Here is a 19,733-nt window from a genome sequence, read left to right as displayed (position 1 = left end):
GGGGGTCTCGATCCGTCCTACTCCCCGAGCACGAATTCCAGATAGATTGTCCTTTGCAGGAACGACTGGTTGTCGTCCGACAGAAGCGAGACGATCAACGCGCCATCGCCGCGTCGCCAGACATCCAGCCCCTCCATATTGTCGATGTGATAGGCGAGATCGGCCTCCATCAACACCTCTCCATCGACCACCGCGCCCTGTCGCAGGTTCGCTCCCGCGATACGGCGCAGCCGCATGGCGATCCCCTGTGCGAGCGAGAAGCGGCGCTCGAGCAGCAGCAGGTCGCCATCCGGCAGGAAAGTCCCGTCCGTGACGTCGAAGTCGTCCGTGCGCCGCACCTTGAAGACGCCCTTTTCGGGCCCCTCCAGGATTGCGGCGAAGATGTCGCCGTTCGTGTCGATGCTGCGTTCCGCGATGATCAGACGCGCCCCCGCAAGCGCGCCGCCTTCAGGCGCCCGCGCCAGCGTCTCGAAGCCCTGGTTGTGACGCAGCTCGTTGCGCGGCACGACGAGGTCGAGGTCCCGGATCGGATCTGCCATGCCGTCGCGATCAAGGCGATATTCGCTGATCCTTGCCTCCCGTTCGAAGGAGACCGTCGCGATGTCGTCGAATATCTCGAGCCCTTCGGCGTCCTTGTCGGCCTTGCGGGCGATCACCTGACCCTGCGGACCGACCATGGCCTGCATGCGAAAATCGCGCACGCCCACAGGCACCTCGTCCGAATCGCGTTCGATCGCACCTAAGAACCAGTGGCCGTTATCGGCAACGCCGACAAAGTCGCCGCCGGGCGTCAGAAATCGAATTGACGAAAGCTGGCCGAACTCACGTTCTCCAGCACGCATCTCGAACCCGCCGACGAATTCGAGCGCGCCGAAGCGCGTCTGCTCGGAGCCGAAACGAAAATGCGAAATCGGAACCGAGGTGACGGCAACCGATTGCGCCGACAGCACGGTGTTTTGGAGAAATGTCGCGCATGCCGCCGCCAGCAGCGGCAGAATGCGGCGCGTCATGCCCGCCGCTTGCGCTTGACGTCGCGTTGGCTTTCCTCGCCGAACAGCGATGCGAGCTGCTCCGTCATGGCACCGGCCAGTTCCTCGGCATCCACGATTGTCACCGCCCGGCGATAATAGCGCGTGACGTCATGGCCGATGCCGATCGCCAGTAGCTCCACGGGCGATCGCGTTTCGATCAGATCGATAACGGCGCGCAAATGACGCTCGAGGTAGTTGCCGGGATTGACCGAGAGCGTTGAATCGTCGACCGGCGCGCCGTCCGAGATCATCATCAGGATCTTGCGCTGCTCCGGCCGCGCGATCAGGCGCTGGTGGGCCCACATCAGCGCTTCGCCGTCGATGTTCTCCTTCAGCAGCCCCTCGCGCATCATCAGCCCGAGATTGCGGCGCGAACGCCGCCACGGCGCGTCGGCGGACTTGTAGATGATGTGCCGCAAATCGTTGAGACGACCGGGATTGGCAGGCTTGCCCTCCTTCAACCACTTCTCGCGAGACTGGCCGCCCTTCCAGGCCTTGGTGGTGAAGCCGAGGATTTCGACCGAGACGCCGCAGCGCTCCAGCGTCCGCGCCAGAATGTCGGCACAGGTCGCGGCAACAGTGATCGGTCGGCCCCGCATCGAGCCGGAATTGTCGAGCACGAGGGTCACGACCGTGTCGCGGAACTGCGTATCGCGCTCCATCTTGAACGACAGCGGCTGCATCGGATCGATGACAACGCGTACCAGCCGCGCCGGATCGAGTGTGCCTTCCTCCAGGTCGAAATCCCACGAACGGTTCTGCTGCGCCATCAGTCGGCGCTGCAGGCGGTTGGCGAGCCGTCCGACGACGCCTTGGAGATTGGAAAGCTGCTTGTCGAGGAAGGCACGTAGGCGGTCGAGTTCCTCCTCGTCGCAGAGTTCCTCCGCGCCGACTGTTTCATCGAACTGCGTGGTAAAGACCTTGTAGTCGATTTCTTTCGGCAGGTTGGCGAAGGGGTTGTCCTGACGCTTTGCCTCGCCGGGTGTCTCGGCGTCGAGGTCGTCGTCGTCCGCCAGTTCGTCGGCACTGGCATCGGATGTCTCGGTCTCGCCGGTTTCCTGGTCCTCGCTTGACGTGTCGGTCTCTTCGGCCTGCGACTGGTCGGAGCCCGAGTCGTCGTCTCCGCCCTCTTCGCTCTGTTCCTCGCCTTGCGGTTCGTTGTCTTCGTCCTGAGACTCTTCGCTCTGTTCGTCCTCGCCGAGTTCTTCGGCCATCTCCATCGAAGCGAGCATCTCGCGCACCACGCGGGCGAACGCCTGCTGGTCGTCAAGCCGGTCGAGCAGCCCGCCAATGTCGCCGCCGGCCTTGTCTTCGACCCATTTGCGCCAGAGCTCGACTGTGCGCGCACCGCTTTTCGGCGCCGCACGACCAGTCAGTTTCTCGCGCACCATCAGTGCAACGGCTTCCTCCAGCGGCGCGTCCGCCTGGTCGGCCACGTCCGCCAGGTTGGCCTTGGCGTATTTGTCTTCCAGCATCGAGCCGATATTGTCGGCGACGCCCTGCATGGCGCGGCTGCCGATCGCCTCGACTCGCGCCTGCTCGACGGCGTCGAATATCGCCCGGGCCTGCTTGCCTTCCGGCGCCAGCTTCATGTGGATGCGCGGATCGTGGCAGGCGCGGCGCAACGCCATCGAATCGCCGATGCCGCGCGTTACGGCGACATCTTCGGCACTCGCCTTCTTCGGCAGGTCGGGCAGGCGCGCACGGCCGCCGGCGAGCGACGGCTTGTCCTTGGAGAAGGCGACTTCCAGCTCGTTGTCGCCTGCCAGCGCGCGCACGCACACCGACACCGCCCGCTTGAAGGCGTCGGCGTCAACGCCCTTCAGCGACTTGTTGCGGGTGTTGTCTCCGGGACCTGCCATGAACCTTGGAACTCTTTCACGTAATGCTCAGCTCGAGCGACCGTCATGTTGGGTCGGTGTCAGGGCCGCGATATTCACATCCTCGAGACAGCGCACGTTGACGGCCACCATTTCCGTTCCGTCAGGCATTGCACCGCGGGCAAATGACTCCATGCCGCAGGTCGAGCAGAACAGGTGCTGGATCTTGTTGGTGTTGAACCGGTATTCGCTGAGCGAACCGTCGCCCGCTTCCAGTTCGAAATTCTGCGCCGGGGTAAAGGCGAGAATACTTCCCCGCCGCTGGCAATAGGAGCAGTTGCAGGTGATCGGATTGGCCAAGTCGACCTCGACCTGGAACCGAACCTCGCCGCAATGGCAGCTTCCGCTATGCATCGATGTCTCCTAGCCCAGCACCACATTCGCCGCCGACTCCGGCAGTTCCTCGCCGAACGCGCGCTGATAGAACTCCGCGACCACCGCGCGCTCGAGTTCGTCGCACTTGTTGAGGAAGGTCAGACGGAAAGCGAAGCCGACATCGTTGAAGATCTCGGCATTCTCGGCCCAGGTAATCACGGTACGCGGGCTCATGACGGTCGAAAGATCGCCGTTGATGAACGCCGAGCGGGTCATGTCGGCCACCCGCACCATCTTGTTGACGATTGCGGCGCCCTTCTCGTTGCGGAAGTGCTTCGCCTTGGCCAGCACGATCTCGACTTCATTGTCGTGCGGCAGGTAGTTGAGCGTCGTGACGATCGACCAGCGGTCCATCTGGGCCTGGTTGATCTGCTGGGTACCATGGTAGAGACCCGTCGTGTCGCCAAGCCCCACGGTATTGGCCGTGGCAAACAGGCGGAAAGCCGGGTGCGGACGGATGACACGGCTCTGGTCGAGCAGCGTCAGGCGACCCGATGCTTCGAGCACGCGCTGGATCACGAACATCACGTCGGGGCGCCCGGCATCGTATTCGTCGAATACCAGCGCGACGTTGTGCTGGTAGGCCCAGGGCAGTATGCCGTCGCGGAACTCGGTGACCTGCATGCCCTCGCGCACGACGATCGCATCCTTGCCGACGAGGTCGATGCGGCTGACATGGCTGTCGAGATTGATGCGCACACAGGGCCAGTTAAGCCGTGCGGCAACCTGCTCGATATGCGTGGACTTGCCGGTGCCGTGGTAGCCCGACACCATCACCCGTCGATTGTAGGCAAAGCCGGACAGGATCGCGAGCGTCGTCTGCCTGTCGAAAAGATAATCGGGATCGATATCCGGCACATGTTCGGTAGCTGCCGAATAGGCCGGCACGACCATCGAGGATTCGAAACCGAAAGTATCCTTCACCGGAACGGTCGTGTCGGGAAGGTTGGCGATGTCGCGGTCGACCTTGTTCATCATGCCTCCACGTGCGGAAGCAGAGCTCCCGCCGGTGTTGCTGTCATATTCGGGGGCCGTATTTAGCAGACGACGCGCTTAACACAAACCTGCCTGTTTGAGCACACGGTAGGCTTGCAGCACATCGCGGAAACGGTCTTCCGAACCTCTGTCGCCGCCATTCGCATCCGGATGGTGACGCTTCACGAGTTCCTTATAGCGCGCCTTTATGTCTGCGCCAGTCGCCTTTGCACCAAGACCAAGCGTTTCCAGTGCCTTGGCCTCAAGCATCTTCAGCTTGCGCTCCCTCGGCTTTGGGGCGTCGCGGGCATCGTTGAAGACGTTGAACGGATCGCGCATGCGGTTGTAGTAGCCGGCATTGCCCGAACGCTTCTGCGCCATGTTGGGTGAGGAGGTCGAATGCCCGTTGGCGCCCATCTTCCAGGTCGGGCGGTGACCGGTCAGCGCCTCTTTCTGAAAGCGCGCGATGTCGCTGTCGGCGACCCCCGAGAAATAGTTGAAACCCTTGTTGTATTCGCGGACGTGATCGAAGCAGAACCGAAAATACTCCCCTTCGCGCATACGCCCAACAGGAGCGCGATGGGTGCCCGCTTCGTTGCAGCCATCCCACTGGCACACCGGCGCGTGCACGTTCGCCTCGGCCTGACGATCGGGGCGGACTTTGATCTTATCGAAATATTTCGAATAGGGTTTCATGCGTTCCTGGCGCGAAGCAGCCAACGGATTATGGGCTCTTCGCAGTGCGATACAAGAATTGACATTTGATGGATCATCGCCCAACGGCATGAATCATGCCCGCCAGACCGGTGCATCCCTGATATGGTGAACGGAGCCAGCCTTGTCCATCCAAACGACGATAGAACGCAAGCTTACCTCGGCATTTTCGCCCGAGCGCCTTGCCGTTCTCAACGAAAGCCACCTCCATGCCGGCCACCATCATGCGGAGTCGGGCCATCACGAGACCTTCGACGGCAGTGGTGAAACCCATTTCCGTGTCCGCATCGTGGCGAAGGAATTTTCGGGCAAGAGCAGGCTGGAACGCCATCGCGCCGTCAACACGCTGCTGGCCGACGAACTTGCCGCAGGCGTCCATGCTCTCGCCATCGAGGCTTCGGCGCCCGGCGAGACGACGCGCTGGTAACGCCTACACGTCTTCCGCCGGCCTGATCCGGATTTTCGTGATCCGGTTCTTGTCGCGCCGCATCACCGTGAACCGCTTGCCGTGGAAGCTGAACGACTGGCGCGCCTCCGGTATCGACTGGGTCTCGTGAATGACGAGGCCGGCGATGGTCGTCGCCTCCTCGTCCGGCAGGTTCCAGTCAAGCGCGCGATTGAGGTCGCGGATCGGCACCGTACCGTCGACGACGACGGAGCCGTCGGCCTCCTGCTTGACACCCTGAACGTCGACGTCGTGCTCGTCGGCGATCTCACCGACGATTTCCTCGATGATGTCCTCGAGCGTCACGAGGCCTTCAACCTCGCCATATTCGTCGACCACCATCGCGAAATGGGCCTTGCGGCGCAGGAATGCGTTGAGCTGGTCCTGCAGCGTCGTTGTATCCGGTACGAACCAGGGCTTGGACGCGACCTTCATGATGTCGATCTTGGTGAAATCGAAGCCGACCTCATCCAGCGCGCGCAGCAGATCCTTCGAGTGCAGCAGCCCGACGATGTTTTCAGTCGTGCCCCGCCACAATGGCAGGCGTGTGTGGGGGCTCGCGAGCACCGCGCGCGCGATCGCGTCCGGCGGCTCGTCGGCATTGACCATCCGCATGTTGGTCCGGTGCACCATCACGTCGGAAACTTCCAGTTCGTGCAGGTCGAGGACGCCGCCCATGCGGTCGCGGTCCTGCTTGATCACGCCGCCCTCGCGATGAAGCACGGCGACAGTTCCGCGCAGTTCCTCATGCGCGGACAGCATGGAGGCGTCGCTGTCGAGCTTGAGCCCGAACAGTGACAGGAACAGCCGCACGATCCAGTTGGCGACACCCGACAAGGCGCCGAAGAGAAACACCACCACGCGCACGAATGGCGCGACGAACAGCGCGAATGGCTCCGGCCGGGCCAACGCCCACGACTTGGGCAGGATTTCGGAAAAGATGACGATGACGATGGTCATCGCGATGGTCGCATACACCACGCCGCTTTGGCCGAAGATGTCGAGCAGCAAGCTCGTGGCGAGAGCAGATGCGAGAATGTTGACGAGATTGTTGCCGATCAGCAGCGCGCCGATCAGCCGGTCCTTGCGTTCGATCAGGTTCTCGACGAGCCGCGCACGCACGCTGCCTCCCGCCGCCAGCGAATGGAGCCGCGCCCGCGACGCGGCCGTCATCCCGGTCTCTGATCCCGAAAAAAGGAATGAGAACCCCAGCAGCACGATGATCGCGCCGAGCGTCAGCCACATCTCCGTCGTCATTCGCCCAGTGTCTCCTTCAAGAAGGCAAGAACCTCGGAAGACGGCACGTCGCGAGCGACGAAGGCCCGCCCGATGCCGTGCGTCAGAATGAAAGTCAGCGCGCCGCGCGAGACCTTCTTGTCCTGCGCGATATAGTCGAGCAGGCGCTCGGCGCCAGGGATTTCGCCAGGGATCTGGCGCATCGATGTCGGCAGGCCGACTTCGCGCAGGTGCGCCTCGACGCGCACCGCGTCGTCGGGACTGGCAAGGTTCTGCCGGCTGGAAAACCGGTGGGCCAGCGCCATGCCGATCGCCACGCCTTCGCCGTGCACCAGCCGAGCACTGTCATATTCCGTTGCCGCTTCCAGTGCGTGGCCGAACGTATGCCCGAGATTGAGCAGCGCCCTGTCGCCGGCCTCGAACTCGTCGCGCACGACCATGTCAGCCTTCGCCTGGCAGGATTCGGCAATCGCATGGGTGCGCGCGAACCCGCCGGAAAAGACGTCCCGCCAATTCGCCTCCAGCCATTGGAAGAAATCCGGCCGGTCGATCAACCCGTATTTCACCACTTCGGCATAGCCGGCACGGAATTCGCGCTGCGGCAGCGTATCGAGAACGTCAACGTCGGCGAGCACCACCGACGGCTGCTGGAAAACGCCAACCAGGTTCTTGCCGTGCGCGGTGTTGATGCCGGTCTTCCCGCCGACGGACGAATCCACCTGAGCCAGCAGCGACGTCGGCATCTGGATGAATTTCATGCCACGCCGCACGATGCCCGCGACGAAACCCGCAAGATCGCCAACGACGCCGCCACCGAGCGCAATGACGGCATCGCCGCGTTCGAGGCGTGCGGCCAGGACACCGTCGACCACCTGCTGCAGCGTATCGAATCCCTTGCTGCGCTCGCCCGGTGCCACCACGATCTGCGTTGCATCGATTCCGGCGGCATCAAGGCTCGCGAGAAGCGCGGGTGCGTGCTGGGCCGCCAGATTTGCGTCGGTGACGACCGCAGCGCGTACACCCGGCAGGCGCCCGGCGATCTCCGAGCCAGCCCGCCCCACGAGGCCCGACCCGATCAGAATGTCGTATCCGCGCTGCGCGAGATCCACACGAACGATGCGCGGCGTCTGGTTCTTTTCCGTCATGACGAAGCCTCGTTTCCCACTACGCCGGTCAGACGATCCAGGTGGCCGTCGATTGCCTGGACGGTTTCATCGGCGATGATCTCACGTCTGGCGTCCCGGGTCTCGACGGTCACGTCGGCGAGAGCATAGACAGGGTATCTCTCGTCCATGAGCTTTCGCATCACCCCACGCGGGTCAGGGTTTTTCAGCAGCGGCCGGTTCTCGCGTTTAGCGACGCGTTCCATAAGCAGGTCGAGATCCGCCTTGAGCCAGACCGACAGGCCGGATTCGGCAATCATGTCCCGCGTCTGCGCATTCATGAAGGCGCCGCCGCCTGTAGAAAGCACGCGCGGTCCCTCCCGCAGCAGTCGCTCGATCACGCGCTGTTCCAGCGCGCGGAATTCCGGCTCACCATAGCGCTCGAACAATTCAGGCACGCTCATGCGCGACACGGTTTCGATTTCGTGGTCGCTATCCACGAAAGGAAGGTCGAGAACCTGTGCAACCTTGCGCCCGATCGCAGTCTTGCCAGCACCCATAAGCCCGACGAAAACGATCACCCGCTCTCCGAGCCTTTCCCGAATTCCGGTCCTGGTCCAAGGCGCGCCCTGATCGCTCATGCCGCTGCACCGCCGCGCCAGCACGCATTGCCCAAGCCGGCTGCGGCGAAACGCTGCAAACCGTGGGCTAGTGCCGAAAACTCTCTCGCTTCTGGATACACCACCCTCTCCGCCTCTTTGCGCGGTAACGACATGAAAAGATCATGCGCGTCAAGCCGGGAGGCTGGCGAGGTTGCATCCTTGAAAAGCTGCCGCTGCCGTCCCATAACGGCACGGTTCGAAGATCATGCAGGATTGCGGGCGGCTTAATGCCAACATTATTCAGGCTAGTATTCACGCTGGCACTACTGGCCGGTCTGGCCTACGGGGCGATGTACGCGCTCGTGATCTTCGTCGAGCCCAACAGGGGCGAGATGACCGTTCGCATTCCACCTGAGCGCCTCAACCCTCAGAACTGACGGATCAGAAAATCAGCGCTGCTGCTATTGCAAGGGCCAGAACCGCCGCAATGCCGACAAGGGCTTTGGACAAGCCCCCCCGTCCCGCACGAAGCTGAGGCCCTCCCCGCATCGGCGAGGCAGCGCGATGATCCATCGCCAGACGCGCCGCATTGTGCACCAAATTCATCTGCGACATCATGATCGTTCCTCCCGGTTGCCTCGGCGATGCTCATGAACGCGCCTCGGCCTGATCATGTTCCCTCAAAAAACTTCATGAAGGATGGAACTATTTGGTCAACGAGCCGTTTCTCTATCGGTGCCGCGCTGTGCGCATACCCCCAATCGCCCCCCAAAGCGTGCGGCGCGGCCACCAACGAGCGATGATCCAACTATCATCGTCATAGCGTCTGATCGAGATGGACCCCGATCATCGATCATCAGGATGCTACTACAAAGCCGGCCATGAGGCCGGCCTTTTTTTGTCTATTCGACTTCGAAATTCGCGCTCGGCACTTCCAGACGGTAGTCCAGGCGGTCGCCATGCAATTCGAACCTCGCGGTACCATCAAGCGAAATCGGCACGACGCGCTCCAGTGCCACACTTCCAAACCGCTTTTCGTCTTGGATATTGGCCGCGTCAGTGCGTTCACTCCACACCAGCACCAGAACCGGGGTCTCGTCCTGGCCGCCATTGAGCCCGCTTGTCAGGGTTACCTGTCCGTGGGGGCGCGATAATGCACCGTGGCTCATCGAATTCACCACCAGCTCATGCAGCGCCAGGCCGATGTGCAAGGCTGCATTGGGATTGAGATAAACGTCCACGCCCTTGAAGCGTACCCCGTCATCCGCTTCGCCACGGAAGCGAGCGATCTGCCCCTCGATGAGTTCACTGAGCATCGCGCCGCGCCAGTTGGAGGAGGTCACTAGATCCTGCGAGGATGCAAGCGATTGGAGCCGTCCCCGGAAGCGATCGAGAAACGTGTCGATACTCGCCGAATAGCGGCCGGTCTGCGTGGCAATGCTCTGGATGATCGCAAGCAGATTCTTGGAGCGATGACTGACCTCGCGCAGCAGCGTGCGCAGTGTCTGCTCACGATGTTTGCGGTCGGTGATCTCGACGACGGTCGTCACGATTCCGAGGATGTCGCCCTCGTCGGAAAGGTCGGCGTCGATCCACATGTCGTACCAGCGTCCGCCATCTTCGCCGTGATCACGAAATTCGAGCTTCTCGGGAATGCCGGAAGCAAGAACCGAATTCTTGCGCTCGACAATTCTCGTAACCGACGTGGCGGGCAGGAAATCGCCGTCGGTCTGGCCGACAATGGCGTCTCCGCCCCAGGCGGAAGGGATGTTCTGCCCCCAAACCACGCTCAGGTCGGCGCTCTGATAGAATACAATTATTCCGGTATTTCTCAGCGCGCGCAGCAATCCTCGTCCGAACTCGAGGTCCGAACGTGTGGAATGGCCATGGACGGCGCCCTGGTTTTTCCTGTCGATGCTACCCACCCCCCTTCGTACCAAGCTCCTCCCTCCGGCCCCCATGCCGGAAGAGGGAGTATAACGCGCGAAACGTGAACAAAAACTGGTGCACGGGCTATCCGTTCAACGCCGCCGGATGATGCATCGGCTCTCGCCCTGCATCATCCGGCGGGTAGCGGAGTTCGAGATGAGGGGGCTGCAAACTCCGCCAACCCGATGCCGTCGCGAGACGCCACCGGAGCACGGTTTCAGATTATCCAGCCCGGCGAAGCAGCCCCACCACCAGCGAGATGACGAGGAAGGCCAGGAAGATGAAGAACAGAATCTGGGCGATCCCTGCGGATGCGCCCGCGATGCCGCCGAAGCCGAGCGCACCAGCAATGATCGCAACCACCAGGAATACGAGAGCCCAATAAAGCATGGTTATCTCCTTGGAATTGGTACAGGAAAACGTCGATTGAAAACTTTGGTTCCCCTATTTCGCCACGTTTCGACGAAATCGGTCACAATTGAAAAAGGCCACCAGTTTCTGGCGGCCCTTTTGGATCAATGCACCCGCATCTTGGTTCAGGCTGCCGCTTGAGCCTGACGATCGAAAAACAGTGCCTGGCTGATCAGAGCCTTGACCATGTCCGGATTGAAAGGCTTGGTGACCAGGAATGCCGGCTCGGGACGCTCACCTGTCAGCAGCCGCTCGGGGAACGCTGTGATGAAGATCACCGGCACGGGAGCGGCGGCGAGAATCTCGTTCACCGCATCAATGCCGGACGACCCATCGGCAAGCTGGATATCCGCGAGCACCATGCTGGGCTTGGTGCTGGCGAACATCGCCACCGCTTCCTTGTGGGTGCGGGCCGTTCCGACGACACGATGGCCCAGACTTTCGACCATCTGCTCGATATCCATGGCGATGAGCGGTTCGTCTTCGATAATGAGCACGTCGGTGGCGACCTGACGCGAAATCTCGTCGCTGGCTTCGCTCAGCAGCGAATTGAACCTGCTCTCGTCAACGTCGAGAATCTCGGCCGCCTCAGCCTCCGTGAACCCTTCAACGGCCACCAGAAGGAAAGCCTGGCGGGGCAACGGCGCGAGTGAGGAAAGATTGGCGACCGCGCGGCTTTCCCACGCCGGACCATTGTCTTCCTGCGGCACGCGGATACCTACAGAGGTGAACAGCTTGGTGTAGACGCGATAAAGCGAAATGCGATCGCTGGAGAGCGAAGGAAACACGCTGACGTCGGCAATGATGGCTTCAAGCGTCGCCGCGACCAGTGCATCGCCGCTGTTTTGTGAACCGGTTACGGCGCGCGAAAAGCGCCTAAGAAATGGCAGATGCGGCGCGATCCGCGTAGACAAACTCATGTGTTGCGTCTCCCTCAATAGACGTGTGCGCGAGGGCGGAAAGCGCCCTCGAAGCCGTTTAACGGCATACCGGCAAAAAAGTTCCGAAAATGTTGGAACGATTTTTACAAGCCGGCGTTTGCCCTGCGATCACGCGCTCTAATTGCGCATGCGGGAGACTATATGCGCTTTGAGATGAGAGAAATGCGGAACAGTGGGGGCAAGAGAACCAGCATGAAGCCAAACACCCAGGCCGCGACCGGCGGTCAGAGAAAAAGCGCGAGCCGCAGCGAGCCACTTGGTGTGAACACCGAGATTGGCCGCAAGCTCAAACAATATTATGATGAACTCGTGTCGGAGGACGTTCCGGACAAGTTCGCGGACCTGCTTAAGCAGCTCGAAGATCGCGAGACCCCGTCGTCCACTTCTAACGAAGGCAATTGACATGGGTGACCCTTCGATCTTCAAGAACGATCTGCTCGGTGCGATACCCAGCCTTCGCGCCTTTGCCATGTCCCTGGCCCAGAACGCGGACAAGGCTGATGATCTCGTCCAGGAAACACTGGTGAAGGCATGGGACAAGCAGGCTTCGTTCCAGCCAGGAACCAACTTGAAGGCATGGGTTTTCACGATCCTGCGCAACGAATTCTACTCGCAGATGCGCAAGCGCGGACGCGAGGTGCAGGACAGTGACGGGCTTATCACCGCCCGTCTCGCGGTGCACCCCAGCCAGTTGGGCTCTATGGACCTCAACGACTTCCGCGGTGCGCTTGAAACGCTGCCGGAGGACCAGCGCGAGGCGATCATCCTGATCGGCGCATCGGGCTTTTCCTATGAGGAAGCGGCCGAAATCTGCGATTGCGCGGTGGGAACCATAAAGAGCCGCGTCAGTCGCGCCCGGACGCGTCTGCAGGAGCTTTTGAACGTTTCGGGCGAAAGCGACTATGGGCCTGACGCTATCTCGGCGCAGGTTATGGGTTCGAACGCGGCCTGACGGCCGCGTTCATTTCTTGCGGGATATCGCGCGGGTCAACGCACCCATAAGGTCTTCGCTGCCATACGGCTTGATGACCACTTCGAAGCTGTCGATGGATTGGTGCAGCGCCTCGAATGTTCCGTTGCCATCGGCATAGCCGGTGGCGAAAATGAACGGAATGCCGCGTTCCGCCAACTGGCGGGCAAAGTCGATCGTGGTGTGGCCCGCCAATCTCACATCGAGAATGGCGACATGAAACGGATCGCCGGCAAACGGGTCCGGTCCGAGCGCATCAATTGTCTGTGCAATCGTCACGTCGGCGGCACCGTGATCTCGGCACAACTGCTCGACGTCCATGGCGATAAGAAATTCGTCTTCCATGAGCAGGACGCGCAATCCGTCCAAAGGCGAAGCGTTCAAAGGGGTAGGCCTCCAAAACGCAATCTATGCCGAATCATGGGTGAGGTGTCATTTAAATATGACGCAGCGCAACCTTGTTAGAAAGATAGCGTTTTTTTCGTCGCGATGTCATGAGTACGGTGTGGGCAGGGGAGCATGAATGGCGCAGCGCTCGAACAGTTCCGAACGCAAATATCCTTGCGAGCAATGCCCGTTGATGAAGCGTGATGCGTTTCGTGACATGGAGGCCAAGGAGGTCGCCTTCATGTCGAAATTCAAGCGCGGCGAACTGACGGTCGACAAAGGTGCTATCGTGCTGGCGGAAGGCACCCGCAACCCGCATCTGTTCACCGTCCTCATCGGCTGGGGCTTCCGTTACAAGCTGCTTCCCGACGGCCGCCGCCAGATCGTCAACTTCGTCATGCCCGGCGACCTTGTCGGCCTGCAGGGCAGCCTGATGGGGGAGATGCAGCATTCCGTCGAGGCGCTTTCGGGAATGACACTGTGCGTGTTCGAGCGCGGCGAACTGATGTCGCTCTACAGGGACCATCCGGACCTTGCCTATGACGTCACCTGGCTGACGGCGCGCGAAGAGTCGATGCTCGACGAGAATCTTCTCAGCGTAGGCCGACGCACTGCGGTGGAGCGACTTGCCTACCTCCTCGCGTTTCTCGTCAAGCGGGGAGACGCGGTCGGGCTCTTCAACGGCGCTTCGCAGGTGCTGCCGATCACGCAACAGCACATCGCCGACACGCTCGGCCTTTCGCTTGTCCATACCAACAAGACCGTCCGGCGCCTCGTCGACCGCAAGCTGCTGCGCTGGCGCGACCGCGGCTGTCAGGTTCTCGACATAGAGGGGCTCAAGGAACTTTCGCGATGGGACGGCGGCACCGAGACCATCAGACCGTTCATCTGAACCAATGTCCGGAGCCCAAGGAACCTGCTCTGTGATCACACGTTGAAGGACGACATGAATGAAGGGAGTTTTATGATGGCAACAGCACCCAGCGGCAGGGCCGGCAAGGTCACCAACGGCGCCAAGGACAGGACTCCGGAGGATCTGGAGGCCGAGATCGCCCGGCTCCGGGATGACATCAGCCGCCTCACGGCGCAGTTGAGTGCGACCGGCGAGCATTCGGTATCGGCAGCCAAGCGCGCGGCAAGTGAGGGCGCTGCCCAGATGCGGGTCAAAGGCGAAGCCGCGATGGATTCGCTGAGATCAAACGCCGACGACATGGAGCAGCAAATCACCGAAGCGGTTCGTGAAAAGCCGATTACCGCACTTGCGATCGCTGCCGGCGTAGGCTTCTTCTTCGCACTACTGACGCGCCGCTAACCGTGCAGGGGCTTGCTACACTCGTCATGTCGTTGGTTTCCGGCGAAGCGTCGGACGCCATCGGTCGGGCGCGGCGTGCCGCCATCGTCTATCTTTTCGCCGCACTGCTCGCCGTTGCAGGCATCGCGTTTCTGATCATCGCGGGATTTGTCGCGACCGCCGAAGAGATCGGCGTGCTTGAAGCCGCGCTGGCGTTTGGCGGAGGCTTCATCGCTGTGGCCGTCATCCTCTTGATTGCCTATCGTGTGGCGTCGGGGATCAGGCGGAGGCGTGTTGCGCGCCGCCGCAAGACAGAGGCAAAGGCCGTCGCGGGAGCTGCAGCTATTGCGTTGATTCCAACTCTTCTCGCCAGCCGCGGCGGCGGGATGATGCTGGTAATCCCCGCGCTCGCTGGGCTCGCCTATGCGGTCTATCGCGAACAGACGGCTCGCAGGCCTCACGATCCGACCCTGCCAGATTGATCACGCATGCGTGGTTTGAACGAAAGCGCGGAACCGCCCGCGCTTTCGACGCATTTTACAGTATCGAAATTGCCCCGAACCGGAGACGAAGCCATGACAAAGACAATCGACAAGAACAAGGCGCGGCAAGGACGCAGCGGCTGGCAGGTCCTCGTCGTACTGGTCTGCGCTTTGATTCTGGCGATGGTTGTATGGTGGGGTGTCGGGATTTTTGGCAGCACCATTGAACCGGAAGACCCCGTCGGCGGCGAGCCGACAGAGCAACCTGCGGAAATCCCTGCCCAGGACTGACCCCCGCATCTTATTCAGGCGCGACGAGTACCTTGAGCGCGCCTGGAAGGATTTCGATCCGCGTCGAGCCGTCCAGATCGCATAATTCCCCGTCGATCGCGCAGCCGAAACGCTTTGGCTTTGATTTCAGCTTCAGCGTCACCTTCCTCGATTGATAGATGTCGACATGCGGATTGGTCTTCCATTGCCCCATGGCCATTTTCAGCGCAAATAGAGCCATGTCGCGCTTGCGCCACGCACGCGTGACATAGACACCGAGCACGCCTTTGTCCGGCATATCGGCATAGGGAAGGTGTCCCTCCCCGAACGGATTGTTCGAGATCCCGACACCCGTGGTCGCCACTTCCACCATCTCGTCGTCCATCTCCAACGTCACCTTCAGATTGGGCGGACGAAAGAGCGCGTTCAGACCAGCGCGCGCGGAAGCCCAAATCTTTCCGAGGCGCGACCTGAACTCGGCCTTTTCCCGCAATTCGATCAGTTTGGCGTGCAGCCCCACCGAAAACTGATGCACAAAGACACGATCGTTCGCGCGTGCCAGGTCGACGGATCGGATCTCGCCGCCGGCAAATGCATTGACCGCCGTCTCGAGTTGCAGTGGGATCGCAAGGCTTCGGGCAAAGAGGTTCATTGTTCCAGCCGGCAGGATGGCAAGCGCCTTGCTCGTATTCATCAGCTTGCCTGCCGCCGCAGAAACGGTGCCGTCGCCGCCACCAACCATGATCACGTCGGCGGGGCCCTCAACCGCCTGCGTGAGCGCCTCTTCGATCTTCTTGCCGTCGACAGTCAGTGTCGAGACCGTGTGACCGGCCTCCTCCAGCGTAGCTTTCGACTTGGCCGCAAAAGCGTCGACGTCTAGCGTCCGGAGCGTTCCGCCCTGGCGATTGAGGATGATGTGAAAATGCATGCCGATCGCTCCAGTCACTCGTCGAGGGCCGCGGGCGGCAGCCTGCGCGAACGCACATTTGATGTATTTGTTCCGCCGGCCGAACAACGACGCGACTGGTAGGAAAGTATCACGCGAATATCACGGAATCGGAACCAGAGCGATGTGGCGACGTTGTGGGGGTGTGAAGGCAGCGCCCAGGCCTCCCCTGCAAAAGATTGGCCAAGGGCGCCGCCGTGCAAGGAACATGCACAAGGAGAGACTAACATGATCCGCAAGCTTTTGGCGACTACCGCAATTGCGACTCTCGTTGCTTCCGGCGCTTATGCGCAGACCGCACCCGCGCCGGCAGCCCCCGTTGAACAGGCTGCCCCCGAGGTTGTCCACGCAGAGGGGCATCTTGCCTCCAACCTCATTGGTGAAACCGTTTACAGCAGCTCCGGCGACGATGCCGAGAACATCGGCAGCGTCAACGACCTCGTCCTGTCGCCGGAAGGCGACGTGCAGGCGATCGTCGTCGGTGTCGGCGGCTTCCTGGGCATCGGCCAGAAGAATGTCGCACTCGAATATGACCTCGTCGAATGGACCGAGCGTGAGGGCGAGCAGTGGATGGTGGTGAGCACCAACCGCGAGGCTCTCGAAGCGCTCCCGGAATTCGATACGGCCGCCTACTCACCGCAGCCTGCTGACGCTGAGGTCGGCAACACGGAAGCGGCTTCGGCTGAGGATCTCGGCAGCGCTGAATCCACGGCTGCGGCTGAAGAAGCTGCCGAAGAAACCGACGACATGGCGGCATCCGAACCGGCATCCGACATGACGGAAACCGACGACACCATGGCTGCCGCTCCGGCTGACGACGAAGCTGCCACGACTGAAGAAGACAGCATGGCCGCTGCTCCCGCCGAGGATCCGGCTGCCAGCGACGACATGGCTGCAGCTCCGGCTGACGAGACCGATGCCGCCGCGGAAGAGGACAGCATGGCTGCCGCTCCTGCCGACGACACGGCAGCGACCGACGAAACCCAGACATCCGCGATCGACCGTTCGACGCTCACGGACACTCCAGTCGACGGCATGAGCGCTGACGATTTCATCGGTACGACCGTCTATGGCGCCAATGAAGAGAATGTCGGTGAGATCGAAGACGTGATCCTGTCGAGCGATGGCGCGACTGTCGAAGGCGTGATCATCGACGTTGGCGGCTTCCTCGGAATCGGTGCCAAGCCCGTCGCTGTGGGCATGGACAATCTGGCCTTCATGAGCGACGAAGATGGAGAAAACTATCTCTACACGCAGTTCACCGAAGAGCAGCTCGAGGCGCAGCCCGAGTATGATGAGGCAACCTTCGCTGAGAACCGTGACGATCAGTTGATGATGTCTCCTGCCGAATAAGCCTCACCTGAGGCAATCGATAGGCCCGCGTCGCAAGACGCGGGCCTTTTTCTTAGCTAAGTCTGCCCAACCGATGAACGACGAGCGCGTGATTGTTCACAAATAGAGAACGAACCTTATCGCTCTCGCCATCTTTCCCTTTTCCTGATCAGCACGACATATGGCAGCGAACGCCGCGCAATCGCGGCCAACGGAAAGGGCCATGACCATGCTCGATCAGATCAAGGGACTTCACCACGTAACCTCGATGGCGAAGGACGCCCGCGAGAACAATGACTTCTTCACCCACAAGCTCGGCCTGCGCCGGGTCAAGAAGACCGTCAACTTCGACGCTCCCGACGTCTACCACCTCTATTACGGGGATGAGTTCGGCACCCCGGGTTCGGTGATGACATATTTCCCGTTCCCCAATGCCGCACGCGGCCGGCCCGGAACGGGCGAAGTCGGCGTCACCGTTTTCTCCGTGCCGGAGGGAACGCTGGATTTCTGGCAGCAGCGGCTCGGCGAGCAGGGCGTAGGCGGGATCGAGCGCGGCGAGCTGTTCGGCCAGAAGCGCCTCTCGTTCACCGGTCCCGACGGTGACGGATTTGCACTTGTCGAGGTTCGCGACGACGATCGCGCGCCCTGGACCGATGGCGGGGTGGCCGACGACGAGGCGATACGCGGATTCCATTCGGTTTCGATGCGGCTGCAGGATGGTGGTGCGACGGCGGAACTGCTCAGGTTCATGAACTACGAAGAGATCGACAAGGCCGGCAGCGTACGCCGCTTCGCCGTCAAGGGCGGCGGCAATGGCGCGGATGTGATCGACATCGAGACCCTGCCGCTCCTCAACAACGCACGGCAGGGCGCCGGCTCCGTGCACCACATCGCCTTCTCGGTCGAGAACCGGGAAAAGCAGCTCGAAGTGCGCAAGGCGCTTCTGGACACGGGCTATCAGGTGACGCCGGTGATCGATCGCGATTATTTCTGGGCGATCTATTTCCGCACACCGGGCGGCGTACTGTTCGAAGTGGCGACCAACGAACCCGGTTTTGACCGCGACGAGGACACCAAGCATCTCGGCGAAGCCCTGAAGCTGCCGTCCCAGCACGAGCACCTTCGCCCGTGGCTCGAAACCAATCTCCAGCCGATCGAGGGCTGAACCGATGGCGACAGACAGCTACGTCCACAAGACCGTCGCGGGCAACCGCGGCGGACCCCTCCTCTTCGCCTTTCACGGCACCGGCGGCGACGAGAACCAGTTTCTCGGATTGGGCCCCGATCTCCTGCCCGGAGCAAAGGTGGTCGCCCCGCGTGGCGACGTGTCGGAACACGGCGCGGCACGCTATTTCCGACGCACCGGAGAAGGTGTCTACGACATGGCCGACCTTTCCCGCGCCACAGCGAAGATGGCGGATTTCGTGCGGGCCCATGTCGAGGAGGCGGGGCCATCGACGGTGATCGGCCTCGGCTATTCCAACGGCGCCAATATTCTTGCCTCGGTGCTTTTCCACGCACCCAGCCTCTTCGACGCGGCTGTTCTCATGCATCCGCTGATCCCCTTTACCCCTCATGTCGAGGGCGATCTGTCGTCGACACGCGTGCTGGTCACGGCGGGCAAGCGTGACCCGATCTGTCCGCCGGCGCTGACCGTGGAACTCGACCGGGCGCTGCGGGACCTGTCTGCAGACGTCGAGCTTTTCTGGCACGATGGCGGACACGAAATCCGCGAGGGCGAACTCACCGCGGCGGGGGCCTTTCTGGCTCCGTATCGGCCGGCCGCATGAGGAGATGACGATGACGGACCAACTGCAGATCGACCGGGAAGAAAACGAGACCAAGGGACGCTATGTCGCGCGCGCGCCGGGCGGCCCGGAAGCTGAGATGACCTTCACCAAGGTCGGCAAGCATCAGATGATCATCGATCATACCGAGGTGCCGGACGCCTATCGCGGCCAGGGTGTCGGGGCGCGGCTCGTTGAACGGGCCGTGGACGATGCGCGCGCGGCGGGCGTAACGGTCATCCCCTTGTGCCCCTTTGCCGCGGCGCAGTTTCGCCGCCATCCCGAATGGGCCGACGTACTTCGCAAGAAGCCCGTCGCATGACCGACTATCCGATCGAGTTCGAGCAGACCGCCAAGGGCGGCCGCTATTTCGTCAGGATGCCCGGCGAGGAGGATTCGCGTCTGACATTCGTCAGGGTGTCGGAGACTCACTGGATCGCCGACCACACCTTCGTGCCGGTGCCATGGCGGGGCGAAGGCATCGCGGAACGCCTCGTTGAACGACTGGTCGCGGACGCCCGCACCGCAGGCGCCATGATCACGCCGACATGCTGGTTCGTAGCCGACGAACTCAAGCGCATGAGCCCGGCCTGGGACGACGTCTGGATGCAGTAGCACCGTCCACG

At 61.7% G+C, this 19,733-nt stretch carries 26 protein-coding genes; 13 read left to right on the top strand and 13 right to left on the bottom strand.

What is annotated here, in order from left to right:
- Positions 1-17: 17 nt before the first annotated feature.
- The 5 genes from AAFN84_RS23540 to AAFN84_RS23520 all read right to left on the bottom strand — a co-directional run bounded on the left by AAFN84_RS23540 (position 18) and on the right by AAFN84_RS23520 (position 4,957).
- Positions 18-1,010, bottom strand: coding sequence for an esterase-like activity of phytase family protein (locus AAFN84_RS23540; RefSeq protein WP_347517155.1), 993 nt, complete (start codon positions 1,008-1,010; stop codon positions 18-20).
- Positions 1,007-2,893, bottom strand: a complete 1,887-nt coding sequence (cobT, locus tag AAFN84_RS23535; protein ID WP_347517154.1) for a cobaltochelatase subunit CobT — start codon at positions 2,891-2,893, stop codon at positions 1,007-1,009. The genes AAFN84_RS23540 and cobT overlap by 4 nt, the downstream gene beginning before the upstream one ends.
- A 27-nt stretch (positions 2,894-2,920) precedes the next feature.
- On the bottom strand, positions 2,921-3,265 hold the full coding sequence (locus AAFN84_RS23530; protein WP_347517153.1) for a GFA family protein: 345 nt from the start codon (positions 3,263-3,265) through the stop codon (positions 2,921-2,923).
- Positions 3,266-3,274: 9 nt separating this feature from the next.
- Positions 3,275-4,261 carry a cobaltochelatase subunit CobS gene (cobS, locus tag AAFN84_RS23525; protein WP_347517152.1) on the bottom strand — a complete coding sequence of 329 codons (987 nt, stop codon included), beginning with the start codon at positions 4,259-4,261 and terminating at the stop codon, positions 3,275-3,277.
- Positions 4,262-4,339: 78 nt separating this feature from the next.
- Positions 4,340-4,957 carry a J domain-containing protein gene (locus AAFN84_RS23520; RefSeq protein WP_347517241.1) on the bottom strand — a complete coding sequence of 206 codons (618 nt, stop codon included), beginning with the start codon at positions 4,955-4,957 and terminating at the stop codon, positions 4,340-4,342.
- Between the two features lie 142 nt (positions 4,958-5,099).
- Between AAFN84_RS23520 and AAFN84_RS23515 the strand changes: the two genes are divergently transcribed.
- Positions 5,100-5,402: a BolA family protein gene (locus AAFN84_RS23515; RefSeq protein ID WP_347517151.1), complete on the top strand. Its 303-nt coding sequence runs from the start codon at positions 5,100-5,102 to the stop codon at positions 5,400-5,402.
- A gap of 3 nt (positions 5,403-5,405) precedes the next feature.
- On the opposite strand, the gene AAFN84_RS23510 is transcribed toward AAFN84_RS23515, so the two are convergent.
- From AAFN84_RS23510 to AAFN84_RS23500, 3 genes are read right to left on the bottom strand one after another with little or no spacing between them, the layout of a single operon-like run.
- On the bottom strand, positions 5,406-6,677 hold the full coding sequence (locus tag AAFN84_RS23510; RefSeq protein ID WP_347517150.1) for an HlyC/CorC family transporter: 1,272 nt from the start codon (positions 6,675-6,677) through the stop codon (positions 5,406-5,408).
- Positions 6,674-7,801, bottom strand: a complete 1,128-nt coding sequence (gene aroB / locus AAFN84_RS23505; RefSeq protein WP_347517149.1) for a 3-dehydroquinate synthase — start codon at positions 7,799-7,801, stop codon at positions 6,674-6,676. The genes AAFN84_RS23510 and aroB overlap by 4 nt, the downstream gene beginning before the upstream one ends.
- Positions 7,798-8,400: a shikimate kinase gene (locus AAFN84_RS23500; RefSeq protein ID WP_347517148.1), complete on the bottom strand. Its 603-nt coding sequence runs from the start codon at positions 8,398-8,400 to the stop codon at positions 7,798-7,800. The genes aroB and AAFN84_RS23500 overlap by 4 nt, the downstream gene beginning before the upstream one ends.
- A 248-nt stretch (positions 8,401-8,648) precedes the next feature.
- Between AAFN84_RS23500 and AAFN84_RS23495 the strand changes: the two genes are divergently transcribed.
- Positions 8,649-8,798 (top strand): histidine kinase, encoded by a 150-nt coding sequence (locus AAFN84_RS23495; protein ID WP_347517147.1) that lies wholly within the window; start codon positions 8,649-8,651, stop codon positions 8,796-8,798.
- A 465-nt stretch (positions 8,799-9,263) separates the two neighbouring features.
- On the opposite strand, the gene AAFN84_RS23490 is transcribed toward AAFN84_RS23495, so the two are convergent.
- The 3 genes from AAFN84_RS23490 to AAFN84_RS23480 all read right to left on the bottom strand — a co-directional run bounded on the left by AAFN84_RS23490 (position 9,264) and on the right by AAFN84_RS23480 (position 11,621).
- A complete protein-coding gene (locus AAFN84_RS23490) occupies positions 9,264-10,208 on the bottom strand; it encodes an HWE histidine kinase domain-containing protein (RefSeq protein WP_347517146.1) in 945 nt (314 codons plus the stop codon).
- A gap of 304 nt (positions 10,209-10,512) precedes the next feature.
- Complete coding sequence (locus AAFN84_RS23485; RefSeq protein ID WP_347517145.1) at positions 10,513-10,680, bottom strand: DUF1328 domain-containing protein; 168 nt, start codon at positions 10,678-10,680, stop codon at positions 10,513-10,515.
- 146 nt (positions 10,681-10,826) lie between these two features.
- The gene (locus tag AAFN84_RS23480) at positions 10,827-11,621 is read right to left on the bottom strand and encodes a response regulator (protein WP_347517144.1); all 795 of its coding nucleotides are present in this window, start codon (positions 11,619-11,621) and stop codon (positions 10,827-10,829) included.
- 213 nt (positions 11,622-11,834) lie between these two features.
- On the opposite strand from AAFN84_RS23480, the gene AAFN84_RS23475 reads away from it, so the two are divergent.
- Together AAFN84_RS23475 and AAFN84_RS23470 are read left to right on the top strand one after the other, a co-directional pair.
- Complete coding sequence (locus tag AAFN84_RS23475; RefSeq protein WP_347517143.1) at positions 11,835-12,044, top strand: NepR family anti-sigma factor; 210 nt, start codon at positions 11,835-11,837, stop codon at positions 12,042-12,044.
- 1 nt (position 12,045) lies between these two features.
- Positions 12,046-12,594, top strand: coding sequence for a sigma-70 family RNA polymerase sigma factor (locus AAFN84_RS23470; RefSeq protein WP_347517142.1), 549 nt, complete (start codon positions 12,046-12,048; stop codon positions 12,592-12,594).
- Positions 12,595-12,603: 9 nt separating this feature from the next.
- Here the strand turns inward: AAFN84_RS23470 and AAFN84_RS23465 are convergent, their stop codons facing one another.
- Complete coding sequence (locus AAFN84_RS23465) at positions 12,604-12,996, bottom strand: response regulator (protein ID WP_347517141.1); 393 nt, start codon at positions 12,994-12,996, stop codon at positions 12,604-12,606.
- Between the two features lie 139 nt (positions 12,997-13,135).
- On the opposite strand from AAFN84_RS23465, the gene AAFN84_RS23460 reads away from it, so the two are divergent.
- From AAFN84_RS23460 to AAFN84_RS23445, 4 genes are all read left to right on the top strand, one after another.
- The gene (locus AAFN84_RS23460) at positions 13,136-13,891 is read left to right on the top strand and encodes a Crp/Fnr family transcriptional regulator (protein WP_347517140.1); all 756 of its coding nucleotides are present in this window, start codon (positions 13,136-13,138) and stop codon (positions 13,889-13,891) included.
- Positions 13,892-13,933: 42 nt separating this feature from the next.
- On the top strand, positions 13,934-14,311 hold the full coding sequence (locus AAFN84_RS23455; protein ID WP_347517139.1) for a hypothetical protein: 378 nt from the start codon (positions 13,934-13,936) through the stop codon (positions 14,309-14,311).
- A gap of 26 nt (positions 14,312-14,337) precedes the next feature.
- On the top strand, positions 14,338-14,772 hold the full coding sequence (locus AAFN84_RS23450; protein WP_347517138.1) for a hypothetical protein: 435 nt from the start codon (positions 14,338-14,340) through the stop codon (positions 14,770-14,772).
- Between the two features lie 93 nt (positions 14,773-14,865).
- On the top strand, positions 14,866-15,063 hold the full coding sequence (locus tag AAFN84_RS23445) for a hypothetical protein (RefSeq protein ID WP_347517136.1): 198 nt from the start codon (positions 14,866-14,868) through the stop codon (positions 15,061-15,063).
- Positions 15,064-15,073: 10 nt separating this feature from the next.
- Here the strand turns inward: AAFN84_RS23445 and AAFN84_RS23440 are convergent, their stop codons facing one another.
- Positions 15,074-15,970 carry a diacylglycerol kinase family protein gene (locus AAFN84_RS23440; RefSeq protein WP_347517135.1) on the bottom strand — a complete coding sequence of 299 codons (897 nt, stop codon included), beginning with the start codon at positions 15,968-15,970 and terminating at the stop codon, positions 15,074-15,076.
- A 246-nt stretch (positions 15,971-16,216) separates the two neighbouring features.
- Here AAFN84_RS23440 and AAFN84_RS23435 point away from each other — a divergent pair, with 246 nt between their 5' ends.
- From AAFN84_RS23435 to AAFN84_RS23415, 5 genes are all read left to right on the top strand, one after another.
- The gene (locus AAFN84_RS23435; protein ID WP_347517134.1) at positions 16,217-17,341 is read left to right on the top strand and encodes a PRC-barrel domain-containing protein; all 1,125 of its coding nucleotides are present in this window, start codon (positions 16,217-16,219) and stop codon (positions 17,339-17,341) included.
- Positions 17,342-17,549: 208 nt separating this feature from the next.
- On the top strand, positions 17,550-18,485 hold the full coding sequence (locus tag AAFN84_RS23430; RefSeq protein WP_347517240.1) for a VOC family protein: 936 nt from the start codon (positions 17,550-17,552) through the stop codon (positions 18,483-18,485).
- Between the two features lie 4 nt (positions 18,486-18,489).
- Positions 18,490-19,110 carry an alpha/beta hydrolase gene (locus AAFN84_RS23425; protein WP_347517133.1) on the top strand — a complete coding sequence of 207 codons (621 nt, stop codon included), beginning with the start codon at positions 18,490-18,492 and terminating at the stop codon, positions 19,108-19,110.
- A 10-nt stretch (positions 19,111-19,120) separates the two neighbouring features.
- Positions 19,121-19,429, top strand: coding sequence for a GNAT family N-acetyltransferase (locus AAFN84_RS23420; protein WP_347517132.1), 309 nt, complete (start codon positions 19,121-19,123; stop codon positions 19,427-19,429).
- Positions 19,426-19,722, top strand: coding sequence for a GNAT family N-acetyltransferase (locus AAFN84_RS23415; protein WP_347517131.1), 297 nt, complete (start codon positions 19,426-19,428; stop codon positions 19,720-19,722). The genes AAFN84_RS23420 and AAFN84_RS23415 overlap by 4 nt, the downstream gene beginning before the upstream one ends.
- Positions 19,723-19,733: the final 11 nt, after the last annotated feature.

The sequence above is a fragment of the Mesorhizobium sp. CAU 1741 genome, from assembly GCF_039839275.1.
In the GTDB taxonomy this organism is placed as follows: domain Bacteria; phylum Pseudomonadota; class Alphaproteobacteria; order Rhizobiales; family Rhizobiaceae; genus Aerobium.
This window is presented reverse-complemented; position numbering and strand designations above follow the sequence as displayed.

What these genes read in the sequence shown, in the direction of transcription:
- AAFN84_RS23540 (WP_347517155.1), bottom strand. Translation starts at nt 1,010, where the DNA reads ATGACGCGCCGCATTCTGCCGCTGCTGGCGGCGGCATGCGCGACATTT.
- AAFN84_RS23430 (WP_347517240.1), top strand. Translation starts at nt 17,550, where the DNA reads ATGCTCGATCAGATCAAGGGACTTCACCACGTAACCTCGATGGCGAAG.
- AAFN84_RS23485 (WP_347517145.1), bottom strand. Translation starts at nt 10,680, where the DNA reads ATGCTTTATTGGGCTCTCGTATTCCTGGTGGTTGCGATCATTGCTGGT.
- cobT (WP_347517154.1), bottom strand. Translation starts at nt 2,893, where the DNA reads ATGGCAGGTCCCGGAGACAACACCCGCAACAAGTCGCTGAAGGGCGTT.
- AAFN84_RS23520 (WP_347517241.1), bottom strand. Translation starts at nt 4,957, where the DNA reads ATGAAACCCTATTCGAAATATTTCGATAAGATCAAAGTCCGCCCCGAT.
- AAFN84_RS23495 (WP_347517147.1), top strand. Translation starts at nt 8,649, where the DNA reads ATGCCAACATTATTCAGGCTAGTATTCACGCTGGCACTACTGGCCGGT.
- AAFN84_RS23415 (WP_347517131.1), top strand. Translation starts at nt 19,426, where the DNA reads ATGACCGACTATCCGATCGAGTTCGAGCAGACCGCCAAGGGCGGCCGC.
- AAFN84_RS23435 (WP_347517134.1), top strand. Translation starts at nt 16,217, where the DNA reads ATGATCCGCAAGCTTTTGGCGACTACCGCAATTGCGACTCTCGTTGCT.
- AAFN84_RS23480 (WP_347517144.1), bottom strand. Translation starts at nt 11,621, where the DNA reads ATGAGTTTGTCTACGCGGATCGCGCCGCATCTGCCATTTCTTAGGCGC.
- AAFN84_RS23460 (WP_347517140.1), top strand. Translation starts at nt 13,136, where the DNA reads ATGGCGCAGCGCTCGAACAGTTCCGAACGCAAATATCCTTGCGAGCAA.
- AAFN84_RS23445 (WP_347517136.1), top strand. Translation starts at nt 14,866, where the DNA reads ATGACAAAGACAATCGACAAGAACAAGGCGCGGCAAGGACGCAGCGGC.
- AAFN84_RS23420 (WP_347517132.1), top strand. Translation starts at nt 19,121, where the DNA reads ATGACGGACCAACTGCAGATCGACCGGGAAGAAAACGAGACCAAGGGA.
- AAFN84_RS23510 (WP_347517150.1), bottom strand. Translation starts at nt 6,677, where the DNA reads ATGACGACGGAGATGTGGCTGACGCTCGGCGCGATCATCGTGCTGCTG.
- AAFN84_RS23530 (WP_347517153.1), bottom strand. Translation starts at nt 3,265, where the DNA reads ATGCATAGCGGAAGCTGCCATTGCGGCGAGGTTCGGTTCCAGGTCGAG.
- AAFN84_RS23500 (WP_347517148.1), bottom strand. Translation starts at nt 8,400, where the DNA reads ATGAGCGATCAGGGCGCGCCTTGGACCAGGACCGGAATTCGGGAAAGG.
- aroB (WP_347517149.1), bottom strand. Translation starts at nt 7,801, where the DNA reads ATGACGGAAAAGAACCAGACGCCGCGCATCGTTCGTGTGGATCTCGCG.
- AAFN84_RS23475 (WP_347517143.1), top strand. Translation starts at nt 11,835, where the DNA reads ATGAAGCCAAACACCCAGGCCGCGACCGGCGGTCAGAGAAAAAGCGCG.
- AAFN84_RS23425 (WP_347517133.1), top strand. Translation starts at nt 18,490, where the DNA reads ATGGCGACAGACAGCTACGTCCACAAGACCGTCGCGGGCAACCGCGGC.
- cobS (WP_347517152.1), bottom strand. Translation starts at nt 4,261, where the DNA reads ATGAACAAGGTCGACCGCGACATCGCCAACCTTCCCGACACGACCGTT.
- AAFN84_RS23470 (WP_347517142.1), top strand. Translation starts at nt 12,046, where the DNA reads ATGGGTGACCCTTCGATCTTCAAGAACGATCTGCTCGGTGCGATACCC.
- AAFN84_RS23440 (WP_347517135.1), bottom strand. Translation starts at nt 15,970, where the DNA reads ATGCATTTTCACATCATCCTCAATCGCCAGGGCGGAACGCTCCGGACG.
- AAFN84_RS23450 (WP_347517138.1), top strand. Translation starts at nt 14,338, where the DNA reads ATGTCGTTGGTTTCCGGCGAAGCGTCGGACGCCATCGGTCGGGCGCGG.